Raw genomic sequence first — 18941 nt, forward strand, 5'->3', positions numbered from 1 at the left:
GATAACATTCCTCTGTTTTCGGTGGTGCGTTATCTTTGATATCCCCAGTGCACCTCCGGACCAGACTACCGCCCGCGTGCGCGGCACAGGATGAGTTTCGTCTCAGATGGCCTGCTTGCTTTGCTCCCCCAACACCTGCATCCTGCCACCCTGTGGCGCGCACGGCTCCTGTACCCAACATTCCTGCGATCCCCGGCATGAATCCAGGCGTTTTTGTCCTGGGCGGAGGTGGTGATGGTGGTGGTCGCAGCGGGAAAGGTGGCGCAGGCAGCGCTGGTAACCAGAGCGCGCGCGGCGGCAACGGCGGCAACGGCGCTGGTGGCGGCCAGAAGAATGCGCCCGACTATCAGCGCTACCCCGAATGCGGCTACGCCTCACATCCGGTCGATGTCGTCACCGGCCGCGCCTTCACCCATCCGATCGAGGACCTGTACCTGCCAGGCCCGCTGCCGCTCACCTTCGCGCGCATGTACAGCTCCACCATGGCTGCCCGCGACGCCGGTCTTGGTTTCGGCTGGGGCCACTCGTTCGGCTGGGAGATCGAGGTTCGCCCCAGGAAGATCCTCGTCTGGAACGAGCAGGGAGTCGCCGTTGAGTTTCCCCTCATCCCTCCAGGCGCCAAGGCTCTTGGCGCCTGGGGCTGGCTGCTCCAGCGAGACGCCTCCAGCTTCATTGTCGATGCGGACGACGGCGTCCTGCGTCGTTTCGAAGCCCCCGGGGAGCTCGGACGCCGCTGCCGTCTGTCGGCCGTCGAAGATCGCAACCACAACCGAATCGTGCTTCGATACGAGCAGGATCGCCTGGTCGAGATCACGGACAGCGCTGGGCGCGTGATCCGCGTTCGCACGACGCGTCAGGGCCGCATCGAGGCGATGGCGGTGAAGAACGCGCTCGCACAGGGCCAATGGGTCGTGATGGCTACCTATGTCTACGATGACCAGGGCCGGCTCGTCACCGCCACAGACGCCGATGGCTTTTCCTCACGCTACGCATACGACGAGCTCAACCGTCTCGTCGCTGACACCGATCGCTCCGGACTTGCGTTTCATTTCGTCTACGACGATCGAGGGCGATGCATTGAATCGTGGGGCGACTACCCTGGCCGCGTCGATCCGAGCCTGGCAGGGCCTCTGCCAGCGTATCTTTACGACGGACGCACGCGCGCGAAAGGCATCCATCATTGCCGGTTCGATTACGGCCCGGATCGATACACGGAGGTAGCTGATTCCACGCAGGTGCGGCGATTCTTTGGCACCGAGCATGGCACGCTCGAAAAGCGGGTCGAGGGTGGCGCGGTGATGACCGCGACCTACCGCGATGACGGACACATCCTGTCGCGCACCGACGCGATGGGCCACACCACCTGTTTCGAGCGCGACGAACGCGGGCGCCTCCTGCGCGTGACCGACCCGCTCGGACGCGTGACCTCGATCGAGCGCGATGCGGCGGGCCGGCCGATCACAATCACAGACCCTGCCGGTGGGGAGACATGGTTCGAGCGCGACACGCGGGGCAACGTGGTCCGTCACGTCGATCCCGCAGGAGGCTCGACCTCGTTCCGGTACGACGAGCGCGGGCTCGTCCAAGAGATCGTGGACACACGGGGCGCCAGGACGAGCTTTTCGTACGACGGTCAAGGCAACCGCGTGTCCGTCCAGTGGCCCAACGGCGCCACCTGGCGATATGCTCACGACGCGCTAGGCTGGCGCATCGCCGTGGCCGATCCGCTGGGCGCAGAGACCCGGTACGCCTACTCGCCGCGGGGCGATATCCTCAGAGTGTACGACGCGGCCGGCGGGACGACGTGCTACGCTTATAACGGCGAGAGGCACCTCGTGCAGACCGTGGACCCGAACGGCGGCATCACACGCCTCGTATGGGGCGGATACCACAAGCTGTGTGCGCGTGTCGACGCGAACGGGAACGAGGTGCGTCTCGGGTACAACCTCGAAGGTGAGCTCGTCGAGGTGCGCAACGAGCGAGGCGAGGTGCACCGGCTGGTGTACGATCCGGCTGGCCGTCTCATTGAGGAGAGGACCTTCGATGGGCGGCGTCTGCTGTACAAGAACGATCTGCTCGGCCGCCCGATCGAAGTGACGAATGGGCTGGGGCAGCGCGCGTGGCTGACCTACGACGCGGCAGGCCAGCTGGTCGAGCGGGAGCTGCCGGATGGAGAGAGCGAGCATTTCGAGTACGACGAACGGGGCGCGGTCGTCTGTGCGTCAAGCGCGGGCTGCGATGTACGATTTGTACGGGACGCGCTCGGGCGCGTCGTGCGCGAAGAGCAGGTCGTCGAGGGCACGGAGATCCGGATCGAGAGCGCCTACGATCCCGAGGGGAACCGCGTCCGACGTACCACATCGCTCGGGCATCTGGAGACGATCGAGCGGGACGGGATGGGCTCACGCCGACGCACGGTGCTCGACGGGAACGACATGATCGAGCACGGCACAGACCTGCTGGGGCGTGAGATCGCCAGGTCTTTACCGGGCGGCGGGCGCATCGAGAGCGCGTTCGATGCGATGGGGCGGCTGTCGCAGCGCAAGGCGCTGGGGGCTGCTGCGCGCCCGCGGGTCGGCCCTGGACAGCCCGAATGGATTGGGCCTCAAATCGAGGACATGACCGTCGCCCGAGCTTATCGCTACGATGCGGTGGGCGAGCTCGCCGAGCGCTGGGACCTGCAGGAGGGGCGGACGTCGTATCGTTATGATCCAGCAGGGCAGCTCCTCGCGCGAACGCCGGAGAAGGCACGTGCCGAGGTGTTCCGGTACGACTCAGCGGGGAACCTGTATGAAGAGGCAGAGCGGACGGCACCGGCGGCGTACGGGTCGGGGAATCGGCTGCTGCGCAAAGGGCAGGCGGCGTACGTGTGGGACGATAACGGGCGGCTCCTCGAAAAACGCATGGTGGAGCCGGGAGGCACGGAGCGGGTCTTCCACTACACCTGGAGCGAAGCGGGCCTGCTGGCGTCGATCCGAACGCCTGACGGGCGGCTGGTCGAGCTCAGCTACGACGCGTTCGCGCGGCGGGTGCTGAAGAGGGTATCGCGGCTCGACGACGAGAGCGGCCGGCGCTCCCTGCTGTCGGCGACGCGGTTCGTGTGGGACGGCGACAAGCTCGTCCACGAGATCACGCAGAGGGCGCGCGAGGCGGGTGATCCTGTGGTCGCGGCGCGAACCTACTGCTTCGAGGACGAGACCTTCGCGCCGCTGGCACACTGCGAGAGCCAAGCTGGCGTCGATGGACGGAGCGAGCGGAAGTGGATTCATTACGTGAATGATCCGATCGGGACACCTGACCGGCTGTTGCAAGCTGATGGACAGATCGCCTGCGATCTGCGGCGATCAGCGTGGGGGGAGACCCAGGTGGCTCAAGACAGCCGCGCGAGCACTCCAATCCGGTTCCAGGGGCAATACGAGGACGCAGAGACCGAGCTCTGCTATAACCGGTTCCGGTACTACGATCCAGACACAGGAATGTTCATCCGTGCTGACCCGATCGGACTGGCTGGAGGCATGCATGGATTCCGCTACGCACCGAACACGACGCGCTGGCGCGATCCCCTCGGTCTAGCCCGCTACCCAGATTCGATGAGCGGGCGCAGGAACCCCAACCAGGACGCCATCATCAAGATGGCGGAAGCAGAGGAAAGACGCGCCGTGAACGAGGCGCGGACTTGCGGAGGAGCGGTCACGCCGCGCAGCAAGGGCGAGGTCGACTCAATGGTCCAGTGGGCCAACGAGTATGGAGTTCCGGTCCGTGCGAAGAGCAACGACATCAGCGGCGCGCACGGGTGGGGACCGGTCTCTCCGACGCCACACATCCACATCAACGGCGCGCACGTGCCTGTACCTCCAGGGTATCGGCCGCCGTCCGGCTCGACCATCATCACCGATAGCGGCCCAACGATCATTCCATGATGACAAGCCCTCAAGAGAACCGCGCCCGCCCCTGGTACATCGTGATGGAGGCATGGCATCGGTTTCCGCACTTCGGCCTCGACGGACTGCCTTGGCCGCTCGATGCGTCCGAGCCGGTCGCTCGGCGCGTGGAGGACGCGATGTGTCCCCTGCCGGTCGCGCCCGGAGCATGCCTCTTCGAAGGATGCTTCGATGGCGGAGCAGCGCGCGCCTATTTCGACGAGGCCGCCCGGCGCATCGACCACGTCTACCTCGTCGAGATCCGTACGCTGGATGCCCCGGACTCCGAGGTGGACGGATTCGACATCGGACGCCCAAACGGTGGTTTCTCCGTCATCGGCCAGGAGATTTGCAAGACCGAGGACGGGCATCGACAGTTTGGCCACCTGCTGAATGCCCTCGGTCTGTTCCCGAGCGAAGAGACCGCACGCGCATACCTGGCGTCGCGGGCAGCGAGAACGGATGCGGCAGACCTCGAGCACCTGGACGAGAGCATTACGCTCAGTTTGCGCGTCCTTGCGCGTGGTGGGGCAGCTGCGCGAGCGGTCTCTGCGTGACGGCTCTGCGAGGAGTGACAGCGATGGGGATCGCCAGACGGGGACTTGCCGCACGTCGCGGAATCTCCGCGGATTCGATGAACGGGCGGACGATCGTGACGCTTGCTCGTTCGCACACTGGTGGAGCCCAGCTCGTCCGGTGCTCACCGACGTGCGGCTGTAGTACTAACCCGGTTGAGCGGCCGACATAGAGGGCTGACATAGAGGGAAGGCGGCCCCTCGCGGCGCGCTCGTGGCCGGGCGATGTGCGCGAGCTGCGCAACGCGGTGGCGCGCGCCCTCTCGCTGGGCACCGCCGGCAGCGCGGGCGGGGCCCCCCGGCAAAGCGCGTGATGGCCTCAGCCCGCCCCGCGGAGGCGCGACGGATCTGCGCGCACCGCGGGCGCTTCAGCCGCCCGCGCCGGCCAGGCGGTCGAGCCACTCGCCGAGCAGGTGCCGCTCGGCCGGGGAGAGGGCGTCGGGCGCCTCGGCGAGCACGGCGCGCAGGGCCACGGCGCGCGCCGCCACCCGGCCCGCGCCGGGCGCCTCGTCGGGGGCGGCGTCGGGCGTGGGGGCGACCGTGATGGCGGCGAGGACCGCGTCGCGCATGGCGCCCGAGAGCCGCGGGTCGCGCTCCTCGGGCGGGGTGGCGATGAGCGAGAGCGTCACCCCGCCCCCGGCGGCGGCGATCAGGCGCACGGCGTGGGGGACGCTCACCCGGAGCCGTCCCGCCTCGGCCGCGCGGGCCACGAGCCCGTGCAGGATGCCCTCGCCATCGCGCACCACCGGCGCGTTGGCTGCGGAGGTCGGGTCGCTGTAGATGAGGGCGTACACGGCCGGGTTGGCGAGCCCGAAGGCGACGTGGAGGTCCCACCCGCGCCGCAGGTCCTCGACCGGGTCGTCGGCGCGCTCGCGGGTGGCCTTCTGGCGCACGTACTCGGCGAACGTCTCGCGGGCGACCGCGTCGAGCAGCCCGCGCATGTCGCCGAACTGCCGGTAGATGGTGGGCGCCTGCACCCCGGCGGCGGCGCTCACCGCCCGGGTGGACACCGCCTCCCGCCCACCGCGCGCCAGCAACTCGGCCGCCGCCCGCACGATGCGCTCCCGCACGTCCATGATCCGCTCGATCATGTTATCGACGGTAACATGTTTCTGTTTTCGATGCTATTCATCCATGATATCCGGCGTGCCCGGTACCTTCACCGCAGATGCTCGCCTGACGTGATGAACCGCGCGGAGCGTCCGTTGATGCCGGCGCTGCCCCGCCCCGCCCGCCGCCGGGTCGGTCTCGACGAACACGTGCTTCTGCTGCGCGCTCTCCAGCGTCAACGTTCGTTGGTCGCCCTGCTCGGCGAGAAGGAACGCCCAGCCGACGTAGGGCGAGTCGATGAGGACGAGCTTCTCCGTCCCGTCGCGCTCCTTGGAGACTCCGAACCCGCTCTTCCACTCGCCGGTGTCGACGAGCGCGCGCCCGCCTCGCCAGGCGACCGTGATCTTCCCGAGCACGACGGCGGCCGGACCCTCGAGCTGGACCTGCCGTCCGGAGCCGTTATTGTCCCGAGCGAAGGCGGGGAAGGGCAATCCTGAGATCCCAGTCGTACACGTCGACGCCCTCGGCTCCCTTCAGGAACCGGACGGCCCGGTACGTCGCAGGGGTCATCAGCGCCTCGACGAGACACTTGAACAGGTAGTTGGTCAGGACCAGGGAGACGAAGAGATCCCAGCCGAAGACGCCGACCGCGCTCGCGACGACGACGAAGGCGACCGTATCGATGAGCTGCCCCACCAGGGTGCTCCCGATGGTCCGCACCCAGAGGGCCTTGCCCCCGGTGAGCACCTTCAGGCGCGCCAGCACGAGGGAGTTGGAGAGCCCGCCCATCAGGAATCCGGCGAGGCTCGCCGCGACGATGCCGCCGGAGCTCATGCCGCCGAGGATGGCGTTGTAGGCGGCCTGTCCCGCAACTCCTTCCCAGGAGGAGTCGCCGGGGAGCACCTTCAGGACGAAGAACACGAGGGAACTGGCCGCCAGGGCGACGAAGCCGGTCCAGATGACCCTCCGAGAGGTCCGGAAGCCGTAGACCTCGGTGAGGATATCGCCAAATATGTAGCTCACGGGAAAGAGCAGCGTCCCGCCGTCGAAGGCCATCGGGACTCCGAAGAGGGAAAAGCCGAGGTCCACGATCTTCGCGGAGGAGGCGACGTTGCTGACGACGAGGACGCAGACGAAGGCGGCGGTGACCAGATCCAGGTACCGAAAGGCGCGGGGAGAGTCCATGTTCGGAGGGGCTAGGCATCATGGAAACGTGTCGGCCGCAACGTCGATCCTGCTGGTTCCCGCGCCTGCCGACCGTGGCCGCGCCACCCGACATGTCGGAGGAGCTCCGCCGTCGCCAGGCGAGGGGATGGTAGCGTTCCGCTCGGCACCGTCCTTGCTGCCCACAAGGAGCCAGTTCTCCCTCTCATGTGGAGCTCCACATAAGAGGAAGAGCTACCTGGTCGCGGGCTCCGACAGGGGCGCTCAGCGCCTGCCGCCCCGCGCCCAGCATCGTCGACCCCGGCGAGAGCCGCAAGGCGTCATGCCCATGGCGATGGCTGGGTGGATTTCTTCGAAGCCGGGCGCCGCGACTGAACCCCAGCAGGGGGCGTCCTCGGCGGGTCGGCTCAACCGGTCACGACCTCGAGAATCAAGCCGTCAGGGCAAGTCGAGGACATCGACGACCGACGTGGTCACGATTTTGGGAGAGCGTGATGACGGATCGCACCCCCTGGAGGCATGGGCCCAACCCGGGCCCGACCGCGGAGCCCCGGGGTGATTCATCGGCGCACTTTCCGCTCCTTTGGGGCTGAATCCTCTTCTTCTCGAAATTACCCGCGCATGCCGTACCCGGGCGGCGCTGGGGCGGCGCCGCGAGAGGGCACCATCCAGGCGGACAAGGTCAGGAACGGGAGCAGGTTTCGCACGACGGTCACCACAGCCATCTGCGTGCCCGCAATGCCCTCGCCCCATCACCTGCTCGGCCAGGTGCCGAATGGCGCTGGCTGCGTCCAGCACTACAAACGGCGAGAGGCTCGGTGGAGGCGTAGCGCCGTCAAATCCAGCCCCATGGGTGCAGCAGGCGAAACAGGAGGTTAAAATTCCTGGCCGCTCGGGTGACAGAAGGTTCTCTATGCGATCCGACACCCCCTGGAGACGTCGTCGCCTCGACGAGCTCGCCATGCCCGCGGGCAGACGTCTCGCGAAGCGGTCGACGCGCGCCCCCTGAGCCACGTCGAGTGCTACGGTTAACCGGTGCTCGCCCTGGTCCTCCCCACTCTTGCTGCCCTCGTCTTCATCGTCAGCCTATTTGCTTTTTCGTGGGCCGGCGTCCAGATCCGGCGGAGCAAACAGAAGCTAGTGGACGCGCTCCGCGCCCGCGGCCTCGCCGTTACCGGCGAGCTCGATTTGCCGCCGCCGCAGAATCACCTCGTCGCGCTCTCCTTGACACGCTCCGACGGCGTGTCCGCGCAGACGCCGGCCGATCTCGCCATCGGCGGCACCACGCTCCTCACCGCCCCGATGCTCTTTCGTGCCGTCGTCGTGAGCGCTCCGCTCGCGGTGCCCGATCAGGTCGTCTGCGATCGCGCCCTCGCGCAGCCGGTGTTCGGGGCGTTCCCGCCGCACCCGGCGTTCACCAGCGATGCGCGCTTCGACGCGCGCTTCGGCGTGTTTCCCGCGCCGTCGTCCTCCGCGTCCGGGTCGCCGAGCTACCGCGACCAAGCTGGCCATCTCCTCGCGTGGGCCACGCCGGCCGTGCTCGAGAACCTCCATCGTTTATCCTTCGTCGCGCTCCACGTGCGCGACGGCCATGCCCGGCTCGCCTTCGCGCCCACCTCGGCCGACGGCCTCGCCGCCGCCATCTCGGTGGCCGATCAGCTCCGGGCCAACGTCGCCCGCCGCTCGGTCACCACGCCCGCCGTGCCCGTCCCCGTCGGCCGGAGCGGCGCGACCCACGCCCTCGTCACGGGCCTCGCCTTCGTCCCCATCATGGTGTTGACCCTCGTCATATCCGCCGCCAGCAGCAGCATGACGTTCCAAGACGCGACCGAGCGCGCCACGTTCACGCTGGGCGCGAACGAGATCGCCTGCCCCGACGGCGGCATCTACTCGGCGGGACCCGGCTACCGCAAACAGCACCGCACCCACTACTGCTACCAGCCGAACGGCCAGAAGACGCCGGCCCAAACGGGCTTGCTCTGGGTGTGGACGTGGGGCTCCTCGACTGCCCTCGGCGTGGGCTTCCTGCTCCTCGCCAGCGCGTTTCACCGCTCAAGCCGCGCGGGTAGGCTGAAGAGCGCCGCCGAGAACGTGGCGGCGCTGCCTCGACAGGTCGCTTGAGCTTCGTCGTCGCCGGCGGCGGCGTCGTTATCGGCGTGGCCGTCCCATGGTTGATCTGCAAGCTCAACCACCTGCTGCTCAAGCGTCACGTGACGGAACTCCAGGAGACGCTGCAGGAGCAGGTAGCCCGACACGGCATCCCCGGTGCCGTGGTTCCACCGCGCGGGTGCGCTTCGAGCGCGATTGAAGCTGACCGCCGTCGATCGCGGCAATCCCCGTGAGGCCACGCCGCAGGGCCCGCCGGTTGCGCCCGGCCCTCGCGACGCTTCACGCCAGCGCAATGCCGGACAGATCGCGGCAGTGATCGAGGAGACGGTCCTGCAACTCGGGGTCCTGCGCAGCCGGGTTCACGTCTCTGGGCCGCTGGTGGTAGAAGTAGCGGCCGGTCACCCGCGCCCCCGGGTCATCGCTCACCGCCAGCCAAGCCTGGGTCAGGTGGGCTTGTTTGAGGTCATCCGGCGCGCCCGGGCCGCCCATCCGGGTCGGCACCCACCCTGGGGTGAGCGCGTTCGACCGAATGTCGAGCTCGCCGCTCGCGTGGACTCGCTGCCGGAGCCTTGCCGCTCGCCAGCACCCGCGGGCTCTGCTGAGATCGCCCGCGCGCAGTGGTTGCGTGCCAAAGCGCCCCGGAGGCCTCCGGCGAAGTGCTGTCGGCAAGCAGCAGGCCTGTGCCGGGGAGGCAAGCGCGGGGGCGTACGCGACGATCAACCTTTCGCCGCGATGATGCCTGGCGACGCCATGGCGGAACGGTGCGGACCGGCGGCCAGCCACGTTCCCTCGGCGGCCGGTCGCGCCCTCGAGCGCCCCCGGCGGAGGCCTGGCGCGCTCCGAAGCCGAGATCGCGGCTTCGGCCTGGCGGTGTGCGCTCTCTCGCCCGAGGCTGCCGCGCGGGGAGGCTGCAACCGGAGAGGCGGCGATGAACCAGACGATGCTCGCTCCAGGAACGATGTTACAAGGCCGCTACGAGATCTCCTCCTTGCTCGGGGAGGGCAAGCTCGCGCTCGTCTACCAGGGGTGGCAGGTCGCAAGCGACCGGCCGATCGTCCTCGAGATCCTGCGCCTCGCCCGGGACGACGACCCTGCCGAGTTCCGGCGACGCCGCGGCGCGCGATTTCTGCGGGAGATGCGCCGCTGTGCGCGGCTCCACCATCCCAACATCGCCCGGCCTATCGATGCGGGGCAGACGGACGAGGGGCAGCTCTATGCCGTCTTCGAGCGCGTGCCCGGCCAGAGCCTGGCCGAGCTGCTGTCGGCCCGCGGCGCGCTCGAGCCGCAGGAGGCGCGGCGCCTGATGAGGCAGGTCCTCGACGCCTTGGCCTGCGCGCACCGGCAGGGCGTCGTGCACGGCGACCTCCGGCCGGCCCACGTGATGGTCGTGCCCTCCGGTGCCGAGCTGAGCGCGCTCGTGCTCGGCTTCGGCTTCGCCTTGGTCGCCGAGGTAGCGCGCGCGAGCCAGGGGGAAGCGCCCGTCTCCGGCCGCGAGCTCCTGGTCTCGGAGGCTTACCTGGCGCCCGAGCAGCGCCGGGGGTGTCCGCCGACGGCGCGGTCGGACCTGTACGCCTGGGGTCTCGTGTTCCTGGAGTGCCTCACCGGCAGGCGCCCGGGCGGCAGCCAGTCGCCCGACGGAGCGCATCTCCAGCGCGACGGCCGCGAGGCAGCGCAGCTCCCTGCCGCGCTCCTCGATCACCCGCTCGGCGCGCTCTTGCGACAGGCGACGATCGAGGACGTCGCGGCACGAGCCGTCGCGGCCGACGACGTACTGCGCGAGCTTGACGCCTGCGAGGTGCACGACCTCCGCCGGGACGACCTGGTGAAGCCGGACGCGCCGGCGACCGGAGCAGCGCCGACGCCAGCCGAGCACGTGGGCAGCGACGAGCCTCCCCTCGCCCTTGCATCGGCGACGCCGATAGTGGAGCGACCCGGCATCGCCGCGACCTCCGTGGAGGAGGCGGCTGCGGCGCCACCCGTCGGGCTCGCAGGGTACGCCATGCCGCTGGAACCCGGCGATCTCATCAAGAATTATGAGATCATCCGCAAGCTGGGCCAGGGCGGCATGGGGGTCGTGTACCTGGCCCGCGACACGAAGCTCGGCCGCCTGGTCGCGATCAAGCTCCTCCTCAGCTGCACCGGCGAGGGAATCGATCGCTTTCTGGACGAGGCCCGGGTCACGGCGCGCTGCCGGCACGAGAACATCGTGGTCATCCACGAGGTCGACGAGATCCGTGGATATCCCTACCTCGTCCTCGAGTACATCAAGGGTCGCTCGTTGCGCGAATGGATGGCCCAGCACGGCCGCCCCGGCGCGCCCGGGTCTCCTGCCGCCTTCGTGCCGTCCGGCCCGATGTCACCGCACCAGGCGGTCGCGCTCGTGATTCCGGTGGTTCGCGCGCTCCTCTGCGCACACGAGCTCGGGATCGTGCACCGCGATCTCAAGCCGGAGAACATCCTCCTGGATGATGACGGCGCCATCAAGGTGTTCGACTTCGGCATCGCCAAGCGGATCGACGCCGTCGAGGCCGCAACGCTCACGGGCGCGCCGGCGGCGCTCCTCGGAGGCGCTGGCACGCATCGAAAGAGCGAGGTCGTCGGCACGCCTCACTACATGGCGCCCGAGCAGCTGCTGGGCATGGACATCGATGGTCGCGCCGACCTCTGGGCCGTGGGCATCATCCTGTTCGAGCTGCTCACGGGGGCGCCCCCTCTGGGTCCGTTCTCGCGCGCGCGGGTCGCGGACATCGTGAATGTTGTGGACTTCGGCATACCGATGCCAAGCGTAAGCGAGAGGCGCCCAGAGGCAGGCGCGCTCGCCGCCCTCATCGACCGCTGCCTGAAGAAGCGCAGGGCCGAGCGCATCGGCTCGGCCAGGGAGCTGCTTACCGAGCTCGAGGCGCTCCTGCCCGATCGAAAGGAGCTCGACCTGAGCGAGGGCGAGAGCCCGTTCGCCGGCCTGTTCGCGTTCCAGGAGGCGGACGCCGCGCGCTTCTTCGGCCGCGATCGCGATACCGCCGCCATGGTAGCGAGGCTACGCAACCAGCAGCTCGCGATCGTCGCCGGGCCCTCCGGGACGGGCAAGTCGTCGTTCGTGCGCGCGGGGGTCATCCCGGCCTTGAAGCGCTCCGAGGAGCGTTGGAAAGCGTTCATCGTGCGCCCGGGGCGCCGCCCGCTGAACGCGCTCGTCGACGTGCTCGTGCAGGTCGACGAGGCGGAGTCGAGGAGGGGCGCACCGGCGAGCTCGCTCGAGCTGCCCGATCACGACGGGCTCGTCGCCACGTTGCGCGCGCAGCCGGGCTCTCTGGGCGCTCAGCTGCGCGCGCGCTGTCGCCATGACGGCCCCGGGCACCGCGCCCTGCTCTTCGTCGATCAGTTCGAGGAGCTCTACACGCTCGGCGCCCCCCCCGACGAACGGGCGGCGTTCGTCGCGTGTCTGGGGGGCGTGGCCGACGACGCCTCGTCGCCCCTGCGCGTCCTGCTCGCCATCCGCTCGGATTTCCTCGACCGTCTGGCCGAGCACCGCGACTTCATGCCCGACGCGACCCGGGGGCTGTCGTTCCTGCCGCCCCTCGGGCGCGACGGGCTGCGCGAGGCCTTGACGAGGACGCTCGAAGCGGCCGGGTATCGCTTCGAGACCGCAGAGATGGTCGAGCACATGCTGGGCACGCTGGAGAGCACGCGGAGCCCCCTGCCGCTCCTGCAATTCACGGCCGGCAAGCTCTGGGAGGCGCGGGATCGCGAGCACCGGCTCCTCACGTGGGGTAGCTACGACCGGATCGGCGGCGTTGCCGGCGCCCTGTCCGCCCACGCGGACGCGGTGCTCTCGGCCCTGCCGCAGCGCGAGCAGCAGCTGGTCCGGGCGGTGCTGCTCCGCCTGGTGACGCCCGAGCGTACGCGCGCGGTGGTGGGAATGGAAGAGCTTCACGAGCTCGCGCGGGGTGGCGAGGGAGACAGCGCCGAGGCGATCGCGCAGGTGGTCCAGCACCTGGCCGCCGCGCGGCTCTTGCTCATCGGGGTGGGTGGAGAGATCAGCGGCGAGCGCGGGGGCACGACCGTGGAGCTGGTCCACGAGTCGTTGATCGAAAGGTGGCCGAAACTCGGGCAGTGGCTCGCCGAGAGCGAACAAGACGCGCAGCTCCTGGCCCGGCTGCGCACCGCAGCCCAGCAGTGGGAGGCGAGCGGTAAGGCCGAGGGGCTGCTCTGGCGCGATCGCGCGGCCGAGGACGCCAGGGCCTGGTGCGAGCGCCGCCGCGCGGCGCAGGGAGCCGGCTGGCTCGCCGGGCTGGGCAAGCGCGACGAGCGCTACCTGCTGGCCGTCGTGGCCCGCTCCGAGCGCGCGCAGCGCCTGCGCCGGCGGCTCGTCATGGGCGTGATTGCCACGCTCGGCATGATTGCGTTTGGGGTGTCGAACCTGGCGATAGACGCTCACCGAGAAGCCGCGCGCGCCGACCAGGAGACGGCTCGCGCGCAGTCCGAAGCCCGGGAAGCGCGCAACGCCACCCGCATGGCCACAGCGCGTGAGCTGAACACCGATCCCACGACGGTGCTGGCGATCTTGCGCGAGATTGAGCCGCCCAACGTGCCGCGAGGGTGGGCCGTTCTCGCGGACTGGGCGCTGCACAGCCGGGTCGCTCGCGCGGTGCTCAGCCATCCGGACTGGGTCATGCAGGCGGGCTATAGCCCCGATGCCGAGCACATTGTCACCGCCTGCGTGGACGGCACCGCGCGCGTGTGGAACGCCGACGGCACCGGCGAGCCCGTGGTCCTTCGTGGTCACGAGGATTATGTCTCTTCGGCGGCGTTCAGCCCCGACGGCAAGCGCATCGTCACCGCGTCCGACGACAAGACCGCCCGCGTGTGGAACGCCGACGGCACGGGCGAGATCTTGGTCCTTCGCGGTCACCAGGATCGGGTCACTTCAGCCGCATTCAGCCCCGACGGCAAGCGCATCGTCACCGCGTCCGACGACAAGACCGCCCGCGTGTGGAACGCCGACGGCACGGGCGAGATCTTGGTCCTTCGCGGTCACCAGGATCGGGTCACTTCAGCCGCGTTCAGCCCCGACGGCAAGCGCATCGGCACCGCGTCCCACGACAAGACCGCCCGCGTGTGGAGCGCCGACGGCACCGGCGAGCCCGTGGTCCTTCGCGGTCACCAGGATTGGGTGTGCTCGGTAGCGTTCAGCCCCGACGGCAAGCGCATTGTCACCGCGTCCTGGGACAAGACCGCACGCGTATGGAGCGCCGGCAGCACCGGCGAGCCCGTGGTCCTCCGTGGCCACGAGCAGGCGCTCTTTTCGGCGGCGTTCAGCCCCGACGGCGAGCGCATCCTTACCGCGTCCTGGGACAAGACCGCCCGCGAGTGGAACGCGGACGGCACCGACGAGCCCATGCTCATTCGTTTTCACGAGGATTATGTCTCTTCCGCATCGTTCAGCCCCGACGGCGAGCGCATCGTTACCGCGTCTTGGGACAAGACCGCACGGTCATGGAGCACCGAGGAAACGAACGAGCCCATGGCCCTCCGTGGTCACGAGGGCGGAGTCCCTTCGGCGTCGTTCAGCCCCGACGGCAAGCGCATCGTCACCGCGTCCTGGGACAAGACCGCCCGCGTGTGGAACGCCGACGGTAGGGGCGAGCCCAGGATCCTGCGCGGTCACCAGGGTGAGATCTATTCGGCGGCGTTCAACCCTGACGGCAAGCGCATCGTCACCGCGTCGCAGGACAAGACCGCGCGCGTATGGAACGCCGACGGCACCGGCGAGCCCATGGTCCTACGAGGTCACGAAGATGTGCTCCGTTCGGCGTCGTTCAGCCCCGACGGCAAGCGCATCGTCACCGCGTCCTGGGACAGGACCGCCCGCGTGTGGAACGCCGATGGCACGGGCGAGCCCATGGTCCTCCGTGGTCACGAGGATCGGGTCTACTCCGCAGCGTTCAGCCCCGACGGCAAGCGCATCGTCACCGCGTCCTCGGACAAGACCGCCCGCGTGTGGAGCGCCGACGGCACTGGCGAGCCCATGGTCCTGCGCGGCCACGAGGGTCGGCTCCGTTCGGCGAGGTTCAGCCCCGATGGCAAGCGCATCGTCACCGCCTCCTGGGATAGGACCGCGCGGGTGTGGAATGCCGATGGCACGGGCGAGCCCGTGGTCCTCCGTGGCCACGAGCACTGGGTTCTGGCGGCGAGGTTCAGCCCCGACGGCAAGCGCATCGTCACCGCGTCACAAGACAAGACGACACGGGTGTGGAACGCCGATGGTACGGGCGAGCCCATGGTCCTTCGTGGCTCCGATGCCACGGTCAACGACGCGGCGTTCAGCCCCGATGGCGAGCGCATCGTCACCGCTTCCGACGACAAGGTCGCGCGGGTGTGGACCGATCTCGATCCGGTCCGCGGCGTCGACGACCCGAAGCTGTGGCTGGCGACAACCTACTGCATGCCCGTCGAGCGGAGGATAGAGCTCCTCCGCGTGCCCGAAGCCATGGCCCGGGCTGGCCGCGAAGCGTGCCTGCGCCGAGTCGAAAAGGCCCGCGCCGACGCCCGGGAGCAGGGGGAACAGCGGTGAACCGAAGGACAGGAGAGGCCGAAAGGATGGCTGGCTCAGGCCGCGGGGGACGCGTTTGCGCCGGACGAGGGGCGGAGATGACTCTATAGAAGAAGCGATGGGCAACGAGGCTGGCTGCCCGAAGAAGAAGTGGTAAGGCAGCAAGGCTGGCTGCCCGAGCCCCCGGCTGGCCACCTCATCGAGCGCTCTCCGCGGGCACGGGACAAGCTCGACCGCCGGCCTCGCTGCATCGGCGACATCGCTCCGGATGAAGCCGGATGAGGGCTTTTCGCCCGGAGCCGCCGCGCGAGGCGGCCGCGACCGGAGGGGCCATGATGAATCAGGTGACCCTCGCTCCAAGGACGTTGTTCCAGGGCCGTTACGACATCCTCGCCTCTCCCTGGGAGATCCCCCACGCCGCGATCTACCACGGGCGGCAGATCGAGGGTGAGCAGCCGGTCGTCATCGAGCTCATTCGGCGTGCAGCGCGGCTGTACGGTGGGACCGGTGATGTCGCGGGCCCTTCACCGCGGACGACGCGGCGGCGGAGGGCGCCCCGTTGGGCCACACCGGAGCCACCCTCGTCGGCGAAGCAGCGGGAAACTATGGAAATCGCTGCTGTTTCCGGCGACCGCTCGCCGTCGACCGGTTTTTCTGGCGGGATTTCCGGGGCGCGATACTAGTGCTCCCCCATGGAAGCGCTGGATCTGAGCGCGGAACAGCTCGCCGCCGCCGTCGGCGCGCGGCCCTTCGTGCTGCTCGCGCTGCTCCTGGCCGGGACGGTCGTGGCGCTGCTCGGGCTCGTCGCCGTCGCCCGCCTCTCCGAGCGCCACGCGCGCGCGCTGTGGGGGCGCGCCGTCCGGGCCTACCGCGCGGCGGCCGAGCACCCGGCCGTGCAGCGGTTCCCCGCGCTCGCGCGGGTGCTCCACGGGCTCTCCGCGGCCGAGTACCTCGTCATCCACCTCGCCCTCGGCCTCGCGCTCAGCATGGCCGCGCTCGTGTTCGTCGCGCTCGCGGAGGCGGTGAACGGGGGCGCGTGGATCGTGCAGGTCGACCTCGCGCTCGCCCGCGCGCTCCACGCGTCGTCGAGCAGCGCCGGCGTGGCGGCGCTGCGCGCCTTCACCTTCCTCGGCAGCGGCGCGGCGCTCACCGTCGTCGCGATCGTCGTGGCCGCGGCGCTGCTCCGGCGGCAGCACCGCGTCCTCGCGATCGGCTGGCTCATCGCGCTCGCCGGGGGCGGGCTCCTCAACTGGGCGCTCAAGGCCCTGTTCGCGCGGCAGCGGCCGACGTTCGCCGACCCGCTCGCTGTCGCCCACGGGTGGAGCTTTCCGAGCGGTCACTCGATGGGCACCTTCATCACCTTCGGCATGCTCTCGTACCTCGGGCTCCTGTTCGTCCGGACGCTCCGCGCGCGCCTCCTGCTCGTCGCCTTCGCGCTCAGCTGGACCGTGGCCATGGGCTTCAGCCGGATGTACCTCGGCGTGCACTACCTCAGCGACGTGCTCGCAGGGTTCGCGGCAGGGAGCGTGTGGCTGGCCGCCTGCATCTCGGGGATCGAGGTAGCGCGGCGCAGGCCTCGCCGGGTCGACGGCCGGCTGCTGACCGACTGAGCGGCCGCCGCGCAGCTTCACCGCCCGCGGCGGCAGCGCGGCCGGCACGGCCGCGCCGCGGTAAGATCCACCCCGGGGGAGGTGGGGGATGCAGATCAGCGGCAGGAACAAGATTCCCGGGAAGATCAAGGAGATCGTCGTCGGCGACGTCATGGCCAAGGTGGTGCTGGACGGCCCCGGCGGGGTCGAGCTCGTCGCGGTGATCACCAGCGACGCGGTGAAGGAGCTCGGGCTGACGGTCGGCCAGGACGTGCAGGCGCTCATCAAGGCGACCGAGATCATGGTGACCACCGGGTGAGCGGCGCCGGCGGCGGCGGGCCGGCGCGAGGCCCGCTGCCGCGGCTCACCGCTCGACGAGCACGAACCGCGTCCTGCCGTCCCGCCATACGAGCAGCAGCACCGGCCGGTCGCCCGTCGCCTCGACCTCCTGCTTGAGCTGCTCGGGGCTCGTCACCGGCTTGCGGTTCGCCTCCAGGACGACGTCCCCCGCGCCGAGCCCCGCCCTCGCCGCGGGGCCCTCGGGGCTCAGCCCCACGACGAGCGCGCCCTTCAGGTCGCCGGGGACCTCGAACCGCCGCCGCAGGTCGTCCGAGAGCGCCGCGACGTCGATCCCGAGCGCGCCCGACGCCGCCGGCGCCGGCGCGGGCTCCTCCTGCTGCGGCTCCGGCAGCTCGTCGAGCGTGGCGGTGAGCGTGAGGCTCCTGCCGTCGCGGAGCACGCGCAGCTCCACCCGGGTGCCCGGCTTCGTCTCGGCGATGCGCATCCGCAGGTCGCGGCCGTCGGCCAGGTGCTCGCCGCGCAGCGCGACGACGACGTCGCCGCGCCGGAGCCCGGCCTTCTCGGCGGCGCTCCCCTCGGACACGTCGCTGACCACGGCGCCGCGCGTGTCCGGCGGGAGCCCGAGCGCCTCGGCGAGCGCGGGCGAGACGTCCTGGATCGCGACGCCGAGCGCGCCGCGGATCACGCGGCCGTGCTCCAGGATCTGCTCCATCACCGCGCGGGCGAGCTTCGACGGCACGGCGAACCCGATCCCCTGGTTGCCCTGCCCGCCGCGCGCGAGGATGGCCGTGTTGATGCCGATGAGCTCCCCCGTCATGCTGACGAGCGCGCCCCCCGAGTTGCCCGGGTTGATGGCCGCGTCGGTCTGGAGGAAGTCCTCGTAGTCGACGATGCCCATGTTGCCGCGGCCGACGGCGCTGATGATCCCCTGGGTGACGGTCTGGCCGATGCCGAACGGGTTCCCGATCGCGAGGGCGAAGTCGCCGACGCGCGCCGCGTCCGAGTCGCCGAACGCCGCGAAGGCGAACTCGCCCCCGTCGAGCTTCAGCACCGCGACGTCGGTCTTCGCGTCCACGCCGACGACCGCCGCCTTCATCTCCGGCCTGCCCGGCAGCGCGACGCGCACCTGACTCGCGCCCTGGACCACGTGCGCATTGGTGATCACATGCCCCTCGCGCGACACGATCACGCCCGAGCCGAGGCTCTGCTCGCGCTGCACGCGGGGCGCCGACGGCGGCTGTCCATCCCGCCCGACGCCCCCCTCCGGCCCGAAGAAGTCGCGGAAGAACGGGTCCGAGAAGAACGGGGTGCGCTCCGGGGTCGGCGGGCGGACGAACCGCACGGACGAGATGTTCACGACGGCGGCGCTCACGCGCGACACGATCGGCGCGAAGCCCTCCTGGAGCGAGATCGCCTGGCGGGCGGCGGGCGGCACGTCGAGCGGCCCCGGCGCCGGCGCGGCGGCCTCGCCGCGCAGCTCACCCCGGGGCCGCTGCTCCGCCCGGTCGAGGCAGCCGAGCGGAAGCGCCATGAACACCGCGAGAGGGAGCGCCCAGCGTGCGTGCATGCCGGCGGCTCCATTCATGTCCCGTGCCCCGCGACGCCGCGCGCGACGTCGCGCGCGCAGCCTGGATGAGCTGGCCGGTGCCCGACCGGAGCGGCGCTATCCGCGTCCGCTCGCCGCGGG

12 protein-coding genes are annotated in these 18941 nt (G+C 70.0%); 7 read left to right on the forward strand and 5 right to left on the reverse strand.

Annotation, left to right across the window (positions count from 1 at the left end; genetic code table 11):
- Positions 1-197 precede the first annotated feature (197 nt).
- On the forward strand, positions 198-3920 hold the full coding sequence (locus WME89_RS52185) for an RHS repeat-associated core domain-containing protein (RefSeq protein ID WP_438006954.1): 3723 nt from the start codon (positions 198-200) through the stop codon (positions 3918-3920).
- A complete protein-coding gene (locus WME89_RS52190; RefSeq protein ID WP_438006955.1) occupies positions 3917-4477 on the forward strand; it encodes a hypothetical protein in 561 nt (186 codons plus the stop codon). The genes WME89_RS52185 and WME89_RS52190 overlap by 4 nt, the downstream gene beginning before the upstream one ends.
- A gap of 386 nt (positions 4478-4863) precedes the next feature.
- Here the strand turns inward: WME89_RS52190 and WME89_RS52195 are convergent, their stop codons facing one another.
- Genes WME89_RS52195 through WME89_RS52205 form a run of 3 tightly spaced genes read right to left on the reverse strand, consistent with a single transcriptional unit; the run spans position 4864 to position 6730 of the window.
- Entirely contained in the window at positions 4864-5586 is a 723-nt protein-coding gene (locus WME89_RS52195) for a TetR/AcrR family transcriptional regulator (protein ID WP_438006956.1), read from the reverse strand.
- A gap of 33 nt (positions 5587-5619) precedes the next feature.
- Positions 5620-6036, reverse strand: coding sequence for a hypothetical protein (locus WME89_RS52200; protein ID WP_438006957.1), 417 nt, complete (start codon positions 6034-6036; stop codon positions 5620-5622).
- Positions 6005-6730, reverse strand: a complete 726-nt coding sequence (locus tag WME89_RS52205) for a queuosine precursor transporter (RefSeq protein ID WP_438006958.1) — start codon at positions 6728-6730, stop codon at positions 6005-6007. The genes WME89_RS52200 and WME89_RS52205 overlap by 32 nt, the downstream gene beginning before the upstream one ends.
- Before the next feature lie 1014 nt (positions 6731-7744).
- Between WME89_RS52205 and WME89_RS52210 the strand changes: the two genes are divergently transcribed.
- Together WME89_RS52210 and WME89_RS52215 are read left to right on the forward strand one after the other, a co-directional pair.
- Positions 7745-8830: a hypothetical protein gene (locus tag WME89_RS52210; protein WP_438006959.1), complete on the forward strand. Its 1086-nt coding sequence runs from the start codon at positions 7745-7747 to the stop codon at positions 8828-8830.
- Positions 8827-9051, forward strand: coding sequence for a hypothetical protein (locus tag WME89_RS52215; RefSeq protein WP_438006960.1), 225 nt, complete (start codon positions 8827-8829; stop codon positions 9049-9051). Before WME89_RS52210 ends, WME89_RS52215 begins: the two co-directional genes overlap by 4 nt.
- A 46-nt stretch (positions 9052-9097) precedes the next feature.
- Here WME89_RS52215 and WME89_RS52220 read toward each other — a convergent pair whose 3' ends face one another.
- Positions 9098-9307, reverse strand: a complete 210-nt coding sequence (locus tag WME89_RS52220; RefSeq protein ID WP_438006961.1) for a hypothetical protein — start codon at positions 9305-9307, stop codon at positions 9098-9100.
- A gap of 439 nt (positions 9308-9746) precedes the next feature.
- On the opposite strand from WME89_RS52220, the gene WME89_RS52225 reads away from it, so the two are divergent.
- The 3 genes from WME89_RS52225 (at position 9747) to WME89_RS52235 (ending at position 17273) form a co-directional block, all read left to right on the forward strand.
- A complete protein-coding gene (locus WME89_RS52225) occupies positions 9747-15386 on the forward strand; it encodes an nSTAND1 domain-containing NTPase (protein WP_438006962.1) in 5640 nt (1879 codons plus the stop codon).
- A gap of 671 nt (positions 15387-16057) precedes the next feature.
- Positions 16058-16975, forward strand: a complete 918-nt coding sequence (locus WME89_RS52230; protein ID WP_438006963.1) for a phosphatase PAP2 family protein — start codon at positions 16058-16060, stop codon at positions 16973-16975.
- Positions 16976-17063: 88 nt separating this feature from the next.
- Positions 17064-17273 carry a TOBE domain-containing protein gene (locus WME89_RS52235; protein WP_438006964.1) on the forward strand — a complete coding sequence of 70 codons (210 nt, stop codon included), beginning with the start codon at positions 17064-17066 and terminating at the stop codon, positions 17271-17273.
- A 45-nt stretch (positions 17274-17318) separates the two neighbouring features.
- Here the strand turns inward: WME89_RS52235 and WME89_RS52240 are convergent, their stop codons facing one another.
- Positions 17319-18821, reverse strand: a complete 1503-nt coding sequence (locus tag WME89_RS52240) for a Do family serine endopeptidase (protein WP_438006965.1) — start codon at positions 18819-18821, stop codon at positions 17319-17321.
- Positions 18822-18941: the final 120 nt, after the last annotated feature.

The sequence above is a fragment of the Sorangium sp. So ce321 genome, from assembly GCF_051530195.1.
In the GTDB taxonomy this organism is placed as follows: Bacteria; Myxococcota_A; Polyangia; order Polyangiales; family Polyangiaceae; genus Sorangium.

Coding starts and splice junctions, on each gene's coding strand:
- WME89_RS52230 (WP_438006963.1), top strand. CDS start 16,058: ATGGAAGCGCTGGATCTGAGCGCGGAACAGCTCGCCGCCGCCGTCGGC.
- WME89_RS52235 (WP_438006964.1), top strand. CDS start 17,064: ATGCAGATCAGCGGCAGGAACAAGATTCCCGGGAAGATCAAGGAGATC.
- WME89_RS52225 (WP_438006962.1), top strand. CDS start 9,747: ATGAACCAGACGATGCTCGCTCCAGGAACGATGTTACAAGGCCGCTAC.
- WME89_RS52205 (WP_438006958.1), bottom strand. CDS start 6,730: ATGGACTCTCCCCGCGCCTTTCGGTACCTGGATCTGGTCACCGCCGCC.
- WME89_RS52190 (WP_438006955.1), top strand. CDS start 3,917: ATGATGACAAGCCCTCAAGAGAACCGCGCCCGCCCCTGGTACATCGTG.
- WME89_RS52240 (WP_438006965.1), bottom strand. CDS start 18,821: ATGCACGCACGCTGGGCGCTCCCTCTCGCGGTGTTCATGGCGCTTCCG.
- WME89_RS52195 (WP_438006956.1), bottom strand. CDS start 5,586: ATGATCGAGCGGATCATGGACGTGCGGGAGCGCATCGTGCGGGCGGCG.
- WME89_RS52185 (WP_438006954.1), top strand. CDS start 198: ATGAATCCAGGCGTTTTTGTCCTGGGCGGAGGTGGTGATGGTGGTGGT.
- WME89_RS52220 (WP_438006961.1), bottom strand. CDS start 9,307: ATGGGCGGCCCGGGCGCGCCGGATGACCTCAAACAAGCCCACCTGACC.